We start from the raw sequence: 12,735 nt of genomic DNA, 5'->3' as shown, positions 1-12,735 counted from the left end.
GGCATTGCCGGGCAGAAGATTTCAGTACACGGCCGATGACGGGCGGCCGCGGATGCCGTCAGTTGTCCTGCGCAGCCCAGTCCACCAGCGCGTCGAACGCGGCGCGCGTGGCGCCCGCGTTCTCGCCGTTCGCGATGGCCACCAGCACATAGCGCCGCCCGCTCGCGCCGTGCACATAGCCGGCCACGCCCGAGGCATCGCGCAGCGTGCCGGTCTTCAGGTGCGCGGCACCGCCCGAGCGCAGCGCCCGCTTCTTCAGCGTGCCGTCCACGCCCGAGGCGGGCAGCGAGGACATCAGCTCCGGCATCACCGGCGAGCGCCACGCCACCTGCAGCATCTTGCCGAGCGCAGCGGCGCTGATGCGCTCGTCGCGCGACAGGCCCGAGCCGTTCTCGAACACCGGCGGTGCCTCGCCGGTGCCGATGCGGTCGCGCCACCACTGGCCCAGCGCGCTGCGAGAGGCCTCGAAGGTGCCGCGGTTCTTCTGCGTGAGGCCGATGGTGAGGAACACCTGCTGCGCCATCACGTTGTTGCTGTACTTGTTGATGTCGCGGATCACCTCGGCCAGCGGCGGCGAGCCGAACTCGAAGGCCGGCTTGAGGCCCGCAGGCACGCGGCCTTCGCGCATCTGGCCGCCGACGCGCCCGCCCATCTCGGCCCACATGCCGCCGAGCGCGCGCATGCCGTAGGTGCGCGGATCGCCGTACGCCACGGCCCAGCTCTTCTCGCCGCAGGCGGCCGGGAAGCCGCCGTTGAAGCGGATGCGATTGACGTCGCTGAAATCGGTCTTGAGCGCAGTGCGCCAGTCGCCGCATTCGCCGGGCACGAGCGGCACGGTGGCCGGCATCGCCACGCTCGCGAGCGGCGGCTCGTAGCTCACGCGCGCGATCTGCCCGGCGCGGTCGGGCGCGAAGGTCATGTTGACCGACTTGAAGTTGATCAAGAGCGCGTCGGGCGACGCGTTGTAGGGCCGCAGCGGCTCGCCGTCGAAGGCGCTCGGGTCGTTCTCGGCCGTGTTCTCGAAGGCGCTGCGGTCGATCACGATGTCGCCGCTCACCGTGGTGATGCCCAGGCCCTGCACGTGGCGCAGCATCAGCCACACGCGCTCGAGCACCAGCTTCGGATCGCCCTGGCCCTTGATGTAGAGGTTGCCGTCGAGCACGCCGTTGTTCACCGTGCCCTCGACGTACACCGGCGTGTTCCAGCTGTAGGCGGGGCCGAGCAGGTCGAGCGCCGCGTAGGTGGTGACCAGCTTCATCATCGACGCCGGGTTCACCGGCACCTGCGAGCGCCAGGCCAGGCGCGGCGGGCGGGTGCCGTCCGCATCGACCACCAGCATCGTCACCGTCTCGCGCGACACCTTGGCGCGCGCCAGGGCGGCTTCGACGCCGGTGGGAAGGGCCTGCTGGGCGAAGGCGCCGGCCGAGGCCAGCGTAGCGAGGGAGACGAGGAGGGGCGGAATCAGGCGGGTGGCGAAAGGCATCCGGCCATTATCCCGGGCGCTACACCGTGGCGAAGACGTGCAGCTTCGCGTGATACAGCAGCATCACCGTCTTGGCATCGGCGATGCGGCTGTCGGCCACCATCGCGAGCGCCTCGTCGATGCCGAGTTCAAGCACCTCGATGTCCTCGCCCTCCTCGGCCAGCCCGCCGCCGCTGCTGATGCGCATTGCCGGCTCGTAGGGTGCGATGAAGAAGTGCAGCTTCTCGGTCACCGAACCGGGGCTCATGAAGCTCTCGAAGATCTTCTGCACCGTGCCGAGCCGGTAGCCGAGTTCTTCCTCGACCTCGGCTCGGATGCGCTCTTCGGGCGCCGCGTTGTCCAGCAGGCCTGCGGCCGCTTCGATGAGCAGGTCGTCGTGGCCGTTGACGAAAGCCGGGTAGCGGAACTGACGCGTCAAGAGCACCGTGCGCTGCGCGAGGTTGTAGGGCAGGAGCGTCGCGCCATTGCCGCGGTCGTAGGTCTCGCGGTCCATGCGTTGCCACTGGCCGTCGTTGCGCCGCCACTCGAAGCGGGTGGTCTTGAGCGTGTACCAGTTGTCGGAAAGGAGGGTGACTTCGTGCACCCGGACGCGGTCTTGGAGGGTCATGGGCGGCGAGCATAGATGTAGATTCGTGCAATAACAAGAAAATTCGTGCAGAAAACGTGCAAGCCCGCTACCATTGGCCGATGCTCACCCGCCAGCGCAAGCAACACATCCTCTCGGTCCTGCTGCGCGACGGCAACGTCGTCGCCAAGTCGCTCAGCGAAGAACTCGCGCTCTCCGAAGACACCATCCGCCGCGACCTGCGCGAGCTGGCGGCCGAAGGTCTGTTGCAGCGCGTGCACGGCGGCGCGCTGCCCATTGCGCCGGCCGACACCGATTTCGCGAGCCGCCAGCAGCTCGCGCCCGACGAGAAGGTGGCCATCGGTCGCGCCGCCGCGCGCCTGGTGAAACCCGGGCAGGTGGTCTTCATCGACGGCGGTACCACGGCCGTGCAACTCGCGCGCCACCTGCCGAAGAACCTGCAGGCGACGGTGGTGACGCACAGCCCCTCGGTGGCGATCGAGCTGGTTTCGCACACGCAGCTGGAGGTGGTGCTGATCGGCGGGCGGCTCTTCAAGCATTCGCTGGTGGCGGTGGGCGCCGCGGCCATGGGCGCGATTGCACGGGTCCACGCCGACACCTATTTCATGGGCGTCGCCGGCGTGCACGCCGAGGCGGGGCTGACCACCGGCGACATCGAGGAAGCCGAGATCAAGCGCGCGCTGATGGCCGCTTCGGCCGAGACAGTCGTGCTCGCCTCGTCCGAAAAGCTCGGCGTGGCATCGGCCTGGGTGATCAACCCCGTCACCGCGGCAACGAGCCTGCTGGTATCGCCGGACGCGCCCGCCAAGGCGCTGGCGCCGCTGCGCAAGGCCGGACTCGCCATCCTGCGCAGCGACGATCCGGGTGCCGGCTGATACATCCCCGCGCCGGCATGGCCTCGAGGCGCCCTCGATAATCGGGGGATGCCCACTGCGTCCCGCCTCCTCGCCTTCGACACCAGCACCGAGCACCTGTCGGTGGCCGTGCAGAACGGCGAGCAGCTGCTCGCACACAGCGGCGCAGGCGGCGCACAGGCCTCGACCACGCTGCTGCCGCTGATCCAGCAATTGCTGGCCGACGCCGGGCTGGCGCTGGCCGATCTCGATGCCATCGTCTTCGGCCGCGGACCGGGGTCGTTCACGGGTCTGCGCACCGCCTGCTCGGTGGCGCAGGGCCTGGCCTTCGGCGCCAACGTGCCGCTGCTGCCGGTCGACACGCTGCTGGCCGTCGCGGAGGAAGCACGCCACGCCTTCGGCGCCCGTCAGGTGGTCGCCGTGCTCGATGCGCGCATGGACCAGCTCTACGCCGCCCGCTACGACTTCGATGCTGCCGGCCCGCTCGGTGGCGACGACGAGCCGCTGCTGCTCTCGCCCGAGGCGCTCGAAGTGCCCGTCGGCTGGTCGCTCGCCGGCAATGCTTTCGCCGCCTACGGCCCGCGCCTCGCGCCGGCCGTCGCCCGCCACGAGGTGCTGCCCACCGCCACCGCGATGCTGCGACTGGCTCCGGCGCTGCTCGCGGCCGGGCGGATCGTTCCCGCGCCACAGGCCTGGCCGCTCTATGTTCGCGATAAAGTGGCGCAAACCACCGAGGAGCGCGCTGCCATCAAGGCGGCTGCTGCTGCCGCCGTTACGCCACCGACCACCGCATGAGCGCTGTCCTCCAGCCCGTCGAAGCCCGCCTCGAGCCGCTTACCATCGAGCGGATCGAGGCTGTCTGCGCGGTCGAGCAGACGGCCTACACCCACCCCTGGACGCGCGCGAACTTCACCGATTCGGTGGCCGTCGGCTATCACTGCCAGTGCCTGCTGGCGCCCGGCTTGGCCGAGGGCGTGACCTCGCCGGTCACCAGCCTGGGCGAGACGCTCATCGGCTATTTCGTCGCCATGAAGGGCGTCGACGAGGTGCACCTGCTCAACATCACCGTGGCACCGGCCTTCCAGCGACAGGGCTGGGCGCCGCTGATGCTGGAGGCGCTCACCGGCTGGTCGCGCGCCGAGGGCGCGCAGTGGCTCTGGCTCGAGGTGCGCGAGAGCAACCGGCGCGCGCTGGAGATCTACGCGCGCCAGGGTTTTCGCAGCGTCGGCGTGCGCAAGGGCTATTACCCGGCGTTCGAAGGCAAGCGTGAAGACGCGGTCGTGATGAGTTTGCGTTTGAACGAAACAGGCTCCGCCTGGGGAGCCCTGAAGTAATGAATGCGGTGCAGACATTGAAGCTCGATGCGCGCCAGCGCGCGATGCTCGACGAGATGGGGGTGAAGGTCTGGTGGCCGATGCCTGAAGTGATCGAGGCTGCGCCGGTCGTCGAGGAGGCGGTTGCGGCAGCGCCGGAACCGGTCGCCGAGCGGTACGTGGCAGAAGCGCCGGTCGCCGCCCAAGCGCCCGCGCCCGTTGCGAGGCCCGTGGCTCCCGCCCCGGTTGCCCGGCCTGCCACGACGCCCGCAACGCAAGGCGCCGCCGTGCTGGTCGAAGCGCCCTGCCGCCTCTACGCCGATGCCGCCGAAGCCCCGGAATCCCCGCAAGGCGGCTGGCTCGTCGTGGCCGACATGCCCCCCGAGGCCGACGGCCGCCACGGCGAGCCTTTCTCCGGCGATGCCGGCCGGCTGCTCGACAACATGCTGCGCGCCCTGAAGCTGCACGACGGCAGGACGCCCGTGCACCTGATGCGCACGCACCGCGGCGTGGCGGCCGGCCAGCCCGGCAGCCCGCGCCAGATGGACGAAGCCTTCGGGGAACATGCCGCCGCGCTCGCGCCGAGCGTCGTGCTGGCGATGGGCCCGCTGGCCGCGCAAAGCCTGATGCAGAGCGGCGATCCGCTCGGCAAGCTGCGCGGCCGCGCGGTGCCGCTGGCACCGGTCAACGGCGTGCCGGTGGTGGCGACCTATCACCCGGCGTACCTGCTGCGGAATCCTGCCGACAAGGCGCGCGCCTGGGCCGATTTGTGCCTCGCGGCCGACCAGCAAACGCCGTCGAATTAGGTCTGCCTGAATGGGGTCCCTAAAATCGACCCCCATGACTTTTCTCGACAAGCTGGCCGCCGCACAGCAAAAAAACGGTTCGATGCTCTGCGTGGGGCTCGATCCCGAGCCGGCCAGGTTCCCCGGGGGATACAAGGGCGATGCCGCCAGCATCTATGACTTCTGCGCGCGCATCGTCGACGCGACGGCCGACCTGGTCATCGCCTTCAAGCCGCAGATCGCCTACTTCGCCGCGCACCGCGCCGAAGCCCAGCTCGAGAAACTCATGGAGCACATGCGCCGCAACGCGCCCCACGTGCCCGTGATCCTGGATGCCAAGCGCGGCGACATCGGCTCGACCGCCGAGCAGTACGCCATCGAGGCCTTCGAGCGCTACGGCGCCGACGCGGTGACGCTCTCGCCCTTCATGGGCTTCGACTCGGTGGCGCCGTACCTCAAGCACGAAGGCAAGGGTGCCTTCCTGTTGTGCCGCACCAGCAACCCGGGGGGCGCCGACCTGCAGGGCCAGCGGCTGGCGGACATCGAGGGCCAGCCCTTCCTCTATGAGCACGTCGCGAAGCTGGCGCAAGGGCCGTGGAACCTCAACGGCCAGCTCGGCCTGGTGGTGGGCGCGACCTACCCGGCGGAAATCGAGCGGGTGCGCGAACTCGCGCCGACGGTGCCGCTGCTGATCCCGGGCGTCGGCGCCCAGGGTGGCGATGCGGTCGCCACGGTGCGCGCCGGCTGGAAGGCCGATGCGCCGATCATCGTGAATTCGTCGCGGGCGATCATTTACGCCTCGTCGGGCGAAGACTTCGCGGATGCGGCCAAGAACGCGGCCCGCGCGACCCGCGACGCCCTCGAAGCGGCCAAGCCCTGAACCTTCAGGCGCGGCGCAGGCGGGTGAAGAGCTCGAACTCCCAATTGCGCATGCCCAAGAGCAGCGTGTAGCCCTCGCGGTCCTTGGCCGACAGCTTCTGGTCGGTCTGGTGCTGCTGCGCAAAGTCCTGCGCCACGCGCTGCAGGCGCTCCAGGAAGGCCGGCGCCAGCGAGCGGCTGATCGAGCCGTGCACCAGCAGCAGGCCCTCGGCCGGGCCGTCGAAGCCGCCGCGGTAGTAGTCGAGCACCACGTTCTCGCGGAAGAACTCCATCACCGGGCCGTGCGGCCGCCAGCGGAAGGTCTTGGCGAGCTTCAGGCGGTACCTGTTGAGCGGACGCAGCTCGATGATCCCGATGCGGTCCAGCTGCGCGAGGCAGCCGATGCACTCGGCCTCGCTGATGCGGTAGGCCGCCACGATCTGCTCCAGCGTCCACTGGCTCAGCACGCTGATGGCCACCAGGAGCAGCTTCTTGTCCTTGACCACCGCCTTTTCCTGCTCGTGCGTGAGTTCCTTCAGGAGCGGCTGGGCGTCGGCCACGCGCCGGGCCAGTTCGGCGAAATCGATCTTCAGGGCCCGGCAGATGGCATCGACGCGCGACAGCGGCATGTCGCTCTTGGCCAGCATCCGCTTGACGCTGGATTCGGCCATGTCGAGCGACCGGGCCAGGTCGGCGTAGGTCATGCGGGCGTTCTTGAGTTCGTTCTTGAGGGCGAGTACGAGGTCGACGGTGGTGCTCATGAGGGGTTCAGGGCGCGAGGTGGGTATTAGAAAAGGATACCGTTGGGTGTGAAATAGTGCCTCGTATCGATTCTCGATGCCTCCAGAGAGGCTGGCAACTAAATTCCGCGGCTCGTTACCCATCCACCGAGGACCGCCATGCTCTTGCCCGCCTTCAGCCGCCGCGAACGCGCCCTGTTCTTCACCTTCGCGCTGCTCACGCTGCTCGCCTTCTTCGGCCCCGCGCTGCCGGCTGCCGACGTGGCGTTCGCCTCGGTCTTCGCGGACAACCGCGCCTGGCACGGGCTGCCGAACGCGATGGACGTGCTGAGCAACCTGCCGTTCGTGGCCATCGGCTTCCTCGGGCTGTACCGCCTCAACCGGATCGACCGCTCGCACCAGGAGGCGCTGGCCGAATTCCCGCTCGCGCCGCCCGCCAGCGATCCGCCGGACAACACGCTGGACTGCGCCTGGCTCTTCTTCGCCGGCCTGATCGCCACCGCCGCCGGCTCGGCCTTCTATCACCTGATGCCCGACGCCCCCCGGCTCGCGGCGGACCGCGCCGGCATGGCGGTGGCGTTCGCGGGGCTGATCGGCATCGCGGTGTGCGAACGGGTGAGCCAGCGCGCCGGCTGGCCGGCCGCCTGGTTCATCCTGACAGCGGGCCTGCTGGCGGCCGAGGTGTCGCAGGAAACCGGCAACGTCATGCCCTGGGCGCTGGTGCAGTTCGGCGGCATGGCGCTGGTGCTCGTGCTGGCGATGGCCCGGCCGATGCGCGGCGCCCTGGGGCTCAAGCTGGGCTGGGTGATCTTCTTCTACGCACTGGCCAAGGTCTTCGAGATGGGCGACCGGCAGATCTACGAGGCGACGCAGCATCTGGTCTCCGGCCACACGCTCAAGCACCTGACGGCGGCGCTAGCGGGCCTGCCGGTTCTGATGGCGCTCAGGTCGCTGGAGAAGGGCTGGCAAGCGAACCTGCTGCGGCACAATCCCGACGCAGCCGCCCTGACGGCCTGAGGAGAATTCTTCGAATGACAACCCCCGCCGCTGCTGCCGCCCCCATGGCGCCTCACGAAGCGAACGCCCACGCCAACCAGTTCGCCTTGCTCAAGCAGCGGCGCTTCGCGCCTTTCTTCTGGACGCAGTTCGCGGGCGCGGCGAACGACAACCTCTTCAAGTTCGCCTTCACCGTCATGGTGACCTACCAGCTGCAGTTGAGCTGGATGCCGCCGGCCATGGCAGGCCTGGCGATCGGGGCGCTGTTCATCCTGCCCTTTCTGCTGTTCTCGGCCACGGCCGGGCAGCTCACCGACAAGTTCGACAAGACGAAGATGATCCGCTTCGTCAAGAACCTGGAGATCGCGATCATGCTGATCGCGGCCTGGGGTTTCGTCACGGCGAATGCGGTGGTGCTCCTGGGCTGCGTGTTCCTCATGGGGTTGCACTCCACGCTGTTCGGGCCGGTCAAGTTTGCCTACCTGCCGCAGGTGCTCGATTCGCGCGAGCTCACCGGCGGCAATGGCATGGTCGAGATGGGCACCTTCGTCGCCATCCTGCTGGGCCAGGTGGCGGGTGGCCTCCTGGTGGCGGTGCCGCAGATCGGTCACACGAGCGTGGCCGTGGCCTGCGTGCTGCTCGCGCTCGCCGGCCGGGGCGTGGCGCAGGCCATTCCGCAGGCGCCAGCCACCGACCCGGGGCTGGTCATCAACTGGAACCCCTTCAGCGAGACCTGGCGCAACCTCAAGCTCGCGCACGGCAACGTGGTGGTGTTCCGCTCGCTGCTGGGCATTTCGTGGATGTGGTTCTTCGGCGCGGTGTTCCTCAGCCAGTTTCCGAGCTTCGCCAAGGAAGTGCTGCACGGCGACGAGCAGGTGGCTTCGCTGCTGCTGGTGGTGTTCTCCATCGGCATCGGCGTCGGTTCGCTCCTGTGTGAGACGCTGAGCCGCCGGCAGGTGGAAATCGGACTCGTGCCGCTGGGCGCGATCGGCATGAGCGTGTTCGCGATCGACCTGTACTTCGCCTCGCGCGCGCTGCCGAAGGTGGCCGAGATGGGCCTCGGCGCCTTCGTGCACCAGGCCGCGCACTGGCGCGTAATGGCCGACCTGGCGCTGCTCTCGCTCTTCGCGGGGCTCTACAGCGTGCCGATGTACGCGCTGATCCAGCTGCGCAGCCAGCCCACGCACCGGGCACGGATCATCGCGGCGAACAACATCCTCAATGCGCTCTTCATGATCGGCAGCTCGGTCATTGCGGGCGCGCTGCTGGGCGCGGGCTTCACGATTCCGCAGATCTTTCTCTTCACCGGCATCGCCAACGCGGTGGTGGCGTTCTACATCTTCATGCTGGTGCCCGAGTACCTGCTGCGCTTCGTGGCCTGGGTGCTGTCGCGTTTTGTCTACCGCTTCGACATCAGGGGCGACGAGCACATTCCCACCGAGGGCGCGGCCGTGCTGGTGTGCAACCACGTGAGCTTCATCGATGCGGTGCTGCTAATGGCGGCGAGCCCGCGGCCCATTCGCTTCATCATGGACCACCGCATCTTCAAGGTGCCGGTGCTCGGCTGGCTGTTCAAGCTGGCCAAGGCGATCCCGATCGCGCCACAGAAGGAAGATCCGGCGGCCTACGAAGCGGCCTTTGCCAAGGCGCTCGCCGTGCTGCGCGGGGGCGATCTGCTCGCGATCTTCCCCGAGGGAGCGATCACGCGCGACGGCACGCTGCAGCCCTTCAAGGGCGGGGTGATGAAGATCGTCGAGAGCGCGCGCGCCGAAGGCATCGAGCCGCCGGTGATCCCGATGGCGCTGACCAACCTCTGGGGCTCGTACTTCAGCCGCATCGAGTTGCGCGGCGGCGAGCAGGTGGCCATGGCCAAGCCCTTCCGCCGCGGTTTCTACAGCCGCGTGGGCCTCAACGTCGGCCTGCCGGTGCCGCCGGTCGAGGTGCAGCCCGAGGCGCTGCAACGGCGCGTGAGCGGCTTGCTGGCGGCCTGAAAAGTATCCCCTTGAGATACCGGTGGCGGCTCAAACCGCAACTGGTCGAAGCATTCGAGTCCCGCGGTGCGGTGGCGAACCATCATTCGCCCACCTTCACAACGCCGCGAGGCACTCATGCAACCCTTCTCATCCACCACCGTTTCGATCCAGCGTGACACGCGGGCCTGGCAGTTCCAGGTCTGGGCGTCGTTCGCAGTCGCCGTCTTCCTCTGCGCCACCGGCTTGAGCTGGCTGCCGGGCGAGACGCTGGACCGGGCGTTCATGGTGATGGGCTATGTGTTCTGCCTGAGCACCGCCTTCATGCTGGCCAAGTTCATTCGCGACAGCCAACAGGCCGAAGGCGCCGCCAGCCGCGACGTGCCGATGTGGCGCCTCGTGGTCTGGGGCAGCTTCTTCACCGCGATGGGCCTGACCGGCTGGGGCCTCGTGCGCATGGAGATCAACGATGCGTACAAGGCCTTCCTGGGCGTGAGCTGGCTGTTTCTCATCAGCTCGGTCTTCACGCTGGCCAAGACGCTGCGCGACCGCCATGAAGCCGACCTGATCGATGCCCGCCTGCAAGGCCGCCGTGCCGCTCGCCAGGAAGCCGCTGCTTCCGCCTCGGCCGAATGAGCGCCGTTTCTCCATCTACCGTCAACCAACGAAAGAACGTCATGAAAAAGTCGATTGCCACGCTTGCTCTCGCCGTCTGCACCGCGTTCGCCGGTGTCGCGGTTCCGCTTCATGCACAGGCGCAGAGCGATGCTTCGGTTGCGCTCTCGATGCTGCCCGTCGCCTCGGTCATCGGCGCGGCGTCCGTCGTCGGGGCTTCCGCCACGGCGGTGGTCGCGGTGCCCGCGGCGCTGTCGGTGGGCGGCTCGACGCTCGCCGTGGTGGCCGTCGAGGCTTCGGCCGACGGCACCGTCTATGTGCTGGAACGCGCGTCGGATGGCGCACGAGCCAGCGTCAAGGTGATGGGGCGCGCCGCCAACGGCGCCGCCGCGTCGGTCGGCACGGCCGTGGTGGTCAGCGTGATCGGCAGCGGCGTTGTGCTCTCCGCCGCGGGCGAGGTGCTGGCCTTCGTGCCGAACGCCATCGGCCGTGCGCTGTTGCACAACGAGAGGCTGTCATGAAGCGCGCGCTTGCGGTGTGCCTGCTTGCGTTCGCGGCACTGCAGGCGCAGGCCGGCCGCTCCTGCGAGCAGGTCAGGCCGAGCCCGGAGCTCATCCTCAAGGGCATGCAACTGGCCGAGCGCACCTCGCAACAACTCGATGCGAGCGGCGCCCGTGTCGTGCTGCTGGCGCGTGCGGGGCAGGACCTGAGCAAATACGGCCTGCGCTACTCGCACCTGGGCATCGCCTACAAGACCGATGAGGGCCCGTGGCGCGTGGTGCACAAGCTCAACCAGTGCGGCACCGCGGTGGCCGCGGTCTACCGGCAGGGGCTGGGTGAGTTCTTCCTCGACGACCTGTGGCGCTACGAAGCCGCCTGGATCGTGCCCACACCGCAGGTGCAGACGCAGTTGCTGGCCGCACTCAACGAGTCGCCTTCGCGCATCGTGCGGCTCAACGTGGCGCCCTACAGCATCGTGAGCTATGCCTGGGGTCAGAAGTACCAGCAGTCGAACCAGTGGGCCGTCGAGACGCTGGCCGCCGCCATGGAGCCCGCCACCATCAACAGCCGCGCGCAGGCGCAGGCGTGGATGCAGTTCAAGGGCTACGAGCCGACCGCACTCAAGGTGGGCCCGCTCACGCGCCTCGGTGGCCGCGTGAGCTCGGCCAACATCGCCTTCGACGACCATCCGAACGAGAAGCGGTTCTCGGACCGCATCGAGACGGTGACGGTCGACTCGGTCTTCGCGTGGATGCCGCGCGCGGGGTTGGGTGCGGCGCCGGTGGCGTTCAAGCTGCAGTAACGAAAATCTTCCTTAAGAAAGAACGAAATGAGCAAGTCATTGCGCCTCTCCGAAAAGTGGTTCCGCCGCGGCCTCTGGCTCGTGGCGCTGGTGTTCGCGAGCTTCCTGATCGGCCTGGGCAGCACGGTCGTCGGCGACCTGCCGCAGGTCGAGCGCGTGCGCGGGATCGACGATTTCATCGACCTGCGCGCGGCCGAGCCGCTGCGCGACACCATCAAGGCTTCCGAAGCCACGGAGCTGCAGGCCGCGCGCGACCTCGACCAGATCCGCCTGCAGCTCAACGCCGCGCAGCAGGCCAGCGCCAATGCGCGCGAGATCTTCGGCAACTGGATCGCCACCCGCCGCGCCACCGCGCAACCCGACCAGGACCCCGAGCTCATCGCGCGCACCAAGGCGCTCGACGCGTTCAAGCAGAAGGAAGACGCCGTGCAGCGCCAGGTCAACGCACAGCAGAAGATCATGCTCGATGCGCGCCAGGCCGAGCAGCGCGCCCGCACGACGCTCGTGGAACTGGAGCGCGATGCGCAGGTGAAGCTCGATGCCGAGTACCGCCGCATCGAGCTGCGCGTGTTCGCCTACCGCCTGGCGCTCACGCTGCCGCTGCTGGTCGTGGCCGGCTGGCTGTTCGCGAAGAAGCGCAAGAGCACGTACTGGCCTTTTGTCTGGGGCTTCATCTTCTTCGCGCTGTTCGCGTTCTTCGTGGAGCTGGTGCCGTACCTGCCGAGCTATGGGGGCTATGTGCGCTACGTGGTGGGGATCGTGCTCACGGTGCTGGTGGGGCGCTACGCGATCGTTGCGCTCAACGCCTACCTTGCGCGCCAGAAGCTCGCCGAGCAGCAGCCCGACCAAGTGCGCCGCGAAGAGTTGAGCTACGACGTCGCGCTCGCGCGGCTCGGCAAGGGCGTGTGCCCCGGGTGCGAGCGGCCGGTCGACCTGAAGAACGACGAGATCGATTTCTGCCCGCACTGCGGCATCGGTCTCTTCGATCACTGCGGCGTGTGCGAGGCGCGCAAGAGCGCGTTTTCGAAGTTCTGCCACGCCTGCGGCACCTCGGCGCATGCGGGGCCCGGTGGCGCCACAGCGCCAGCCTGAGGGGGCGCGGAGGCACTGCATCTTTCCACCGCAAGCGGGTATTCCGCACGCTGCGTGGCCAACTTTGACGAAGCTGTCGCCGCAAAGTGTTAGAACCTTGGCCTGCGCTGCATTTCGCACGCAGCCGGCGTTCACTTTCA

Annotated in this window: 14 protein-coding genes; 11 read left to right on the top strand and 3 right to left on the bottom strand. The window is 68.4% G+C overall.

The features are described 5' to 3' along the window. Positions 1-58 precede the first annotated feature (58 nt). Positions 59-1,483: a D-alanyl-D-alanine carboxypeptidase/D-alanyl-D-alanine endopeptidase gene (gene dacB / locus ACSFA7_RS09910; protein ID WP_435499201.1), complete on the bottom strand. Its 1,425-nt coding sequence runs from the start codon at positions 1,481-1,483 to the stop codon at positions 59-61. Between the two features lie 19 nt (positions 1,484-1,502). Next, positions 1,503-2,090 carry an NUDIX hydrolase gene (locus tag ACSFA7_RS09905; RefSeq protein ID WP_435499200.1) on the bottom strand — a complete coding sequence of 196 codons (588 nt, stop codon included), beginning with the start codon at positions 2,088-2,090 and terminating at the stop codon, positions 1,503-1,505. Between the two features lie 80 nt (positions 2,091-2,170). Between ACSFA7_RS09905 and ACSFA7_RS09900 the strand changes: the two genes are divergently transcribed. From ACSFA7_RS09900 to pyrF, 5 genes are read left to right on the top strand one after another with little or no spacing between them, the layout of a single operon-like run. Further along, positions 2,171-2,944 (top strand): DeoR/GlpR family DNA-binding transcription regulator, encoded by a 774-nt coding sequence (locus ACSFA7_RS09900; RefSeq protein WP_435499561.1) that lies wholly within the window; start codon positions 2,171-2,173, stop codon positions 2,942-2,944. A 48-nt stretch (positions 2,945-2,992) separates the two neighbouring features. Further along, entirely contained in the window at positions 2,993-3,718 is a 726-nt protein-coding gene (gene tsaB / locus ACSFA7_RS09895) for a tRNA (adenosine(37)-N6)-threonylcarbamoyltransferase complex dimerization subunit type 1 TsaB (protein ID WP_435499199.1), read from the top strand. Continuing rightward, the gene (rimI, locus tag ACSFA7_RS09890) at positions 3,715-4,257 is read left to right on the top strand and encodes a ribosomal protein S18-alanine N-acetyltransferase (RefSeq protein ID WP_435499198.1); all 543 of its coding nucleotides are present in this window, start codon (positions 3,715-3,717) and stop codon (positions 4,255-4,257) included. Before tsaB ends, rimI begins: the two co-directional genes overlap by 4 nt. Continuing rightward, the gene (locus tag ACSFA7_RS09885; RefSeq protein WP_435499197.1) at positions 4,257-5,042 is read left to right on the top strand and encodes a uracil-DNA glycosylase family protein; all 786 of its coding nucleotides are present in this window, start codon (positions 4,257-4,259) and stop codon (positions 5,040-5,042) included. The genes rimI and ACSFA7_RS09885 overlap by 1 nt, the downstream gene beginning before the upstream one ends. Positions 5,043-5,076: 34 nt before the next feature. Further along, positions 5,077-5,901 (top strand): orotidine-5'-phosphate decarboxylase, encoded by an 825-nt coding sequence (gene pyrF / locus ACSFA7_RS09880; RefSeq protein WP_176661326.1) that lies wholly within the window; start codon positions 5,077-5,079, stop codon positions 5,899-5,901. Between the two features lie 4 nt (positions 5,902-5,905). On the opposite strand, the gene ACSFA7_RS09875 is transcribed toward pyrF, so the two are convergent. Beyond that, positions 5,906-6,640, bottom strand: a complete 735-nt coding sequence (locus ACSFA7_RS09875; RefSeq protein ID WP_176661327.1) for a helix-turn-helix domain-containing protein — start codon at positions 6,638-6,640, stop codon at positions 5,906-5,908. Between the two features lie 138 nt (positions 6,641-6,778). Here ACSFA7_RS09875 and ACSFA7_RS09870 point away from each other — a divergent pair, with 138 nt between their 5' ends. The 6 genes from ACSFA7_RS09870 to ACSFA7_RS09845 all read left to right on the top strand — a co-directional run bounded on the left by ACSFA7_RS09870 (position 6,779) and on the right by ACSFA7_RS09845 (position 12,595). Continuing rightward, positions 6,779-7,636 (top strand): hypothetical protein, encoded by an 858-nt coding sequence (locus tag ACSFA7_RS09870; RefSeq protein WP_435499196.1) that lies wholly within the window; start codon positions 6,779-6,781, stop codon positions 7,634-7,636. A 14-nt stretch (positions 7,637-7,650) separates the two neighbouring features. After that, positions 7,651-9,606, top strand: a complete 1,956-nt coding sequence (locus ACSFA7_RS09865; RefSeq protein WP_435499195.1) for an MFS transporter — start codon at positions 7,651-7,653, stop codon at positions 9,604-9,606. 117 nt (positions 9,607-9,723) lie between these two features. After that, positions 9,724-10,221 carry a YiaA/YiaB family inner membrane protein gene (locus tag ACSFA7_RS09860; RefSeq protein WP_435499194.1) on the top strand — a complete coding sequence of 166 codons (498 nt, stop codon included), beginning with the start codon at positions 9,724-9,726 and terminating at the stop codon, positions 10,219-10,221. A 41-nt stretch (positions 10,222-10,262) separates the two neighbouring features. Next, positions 10,263-10,721, top strand: coding sequence for a hypothetical protein (locus tag ACSFA7_RS09855; RefSeq protein ID WP_435499193.1), 459 nt, complete (start codon positions 10,263-10,265; stop codon positions 10,719-10,721). After that, a complete protein-coding gene (locus ACSFA7_RS09850) occupies positions 10,718-11,503 on the top strand; it encodes a DUF2145 domain-containing protein (RefSeq protein ID WP_435499192.1) in 786 nt (261 codons plus the stop codon). The genes ACSFA7_RS09855 and ACSFA7_RS09850 overlap by 4 nt, the downstream gene beginning before the upstream one ends. Before the next feature lie 27 nt (positions 11,504-11,530). Further along, entirely contained in the window at positions 11,531-12,595 is a 1,065-nt protein-coding gene (locus ACSFA7_RS09845) for a serine endopeptidase (protein ID WP_435499191.1), read from the top strand. Positions 12,596-12,735: the final 140 nt, after the last annotated feature.

It is taken from the genome of Variovorax trehalosi (assembly GCF_051216415.1).
GTDB lineage: Bacteria > Pseudomonadota > Gammaproteobacteria > Burkholderiales > Burkholderiaceae_C > Variovorax.
The sequence above is the reverse complement of the archived record's forward strand: the minus strand, read 5'-3'. Positions and strand labels throughout refer to the sequence as shown.

Excerpts from the sequence above, each read along its gene's own strand:
- ACSFA7_RS09865 (WP_435499195.1), top strand. The coding sequence starts at position 7,651 with ATGACAACCCCCGCCGCTGCTGCCGCCCCCATGGCGCCTCACGAAGCG.
- dacB (WP_435499201.1), bottom strand. The coding sequence starts at position 1,483 with ATGCCTTTCGCCACCCGCCTGATTCCGCCCCTCCTCGTCTCCCTCGCT.
- ACSFA7_RS09870 (WP_435499196.1), top strand. The coding sequence starts at position 6,779 with ATGCTCTTGCCCGCCTTCAGCCGCCGCGAACGCGCCCTGTTCTTCACC.
- ACSFA7_RS09850 (WP_435499192.1), top strand. The coding sequence starts at position 10,718 with ATGAAGCGCGCGCTTGCGGTGTGCCTGCTTGCGTTCGCGGCACTGCAG.
- ACSFA7_RS09905 (WP_435499200.1), bottom strand. The coding sequence starts at position 2,090 with ATGACCCTCCAAGACCGCGTCCGGGTGCACGAAGTCACCCTCCTTTCC.
- ACSFA7_RS09855 (WP_435499193.1), top strand. The coding sequence starts at position 10,263 with ATGAAAAAGTCGATTGCCACGCTTGCTCTCGCCGTCTGCACCGCGTTC.
- ACSFA7_RS09885 (WP_435499197.1), top strand. The coding sequence starts at position 4,257 with ATGAATGCGGTGCAGACATTGAAGCTCGATGCGCGCCAGCGCGCGATG.
- ACSFA7_RS09845 (WP_435499191.1), top strand. The coding sequence starts at position 11,531 with ATGAGCAAGTCATTGCGCCTCTCCGAAAAGTGGTTCCGCCGCGGCCTC.
- ACSFA7_RS09900 (WP_435499561.1), top strand. The coding sequence starts at position 2,171 with ATGCTCACCCGCCAGCGCAAGCAACACATCCTCTCGGTCCTGCTGCGC.
- rimI (WP_435499198.1), top strand. The coding sequence starts at position 3,715 with ATGAGCGCTGTCCTCCAGCCCGTCGAAGCCCGCCTCGAGCCGCTTACC.
- tsaB (WP_435499199.1), top strand. The coding sequence starts at position 2,993 with ATGCCCACTGCGTCCCGCCTCCTCGCCTTCGACACCAGCACCGAGCAC.
- ACSFA7_RS09860 (WP_435499194.1), top strand. The coding sequence starts at position 9,724 with ATGCAACCCTTCTCATCCACCACCGTTTCGATCCAGCGTGACACGCGG.
- ACSFA7_RS09875 (WP_176661327.1), bottom strand. The coding sequence starts at position 6,640 with ATGAGCACCACCGTCGACCTCGTACTCGCCCTCAAGAACGAACTCAAG.
- pyrF (WP_176661326.1), top strand. The coding sequence starts at position 5,077 with ATGACTTTTCTCGACAAGCTGGCCGCCGCACAGCAAAAAAACGGTTCG.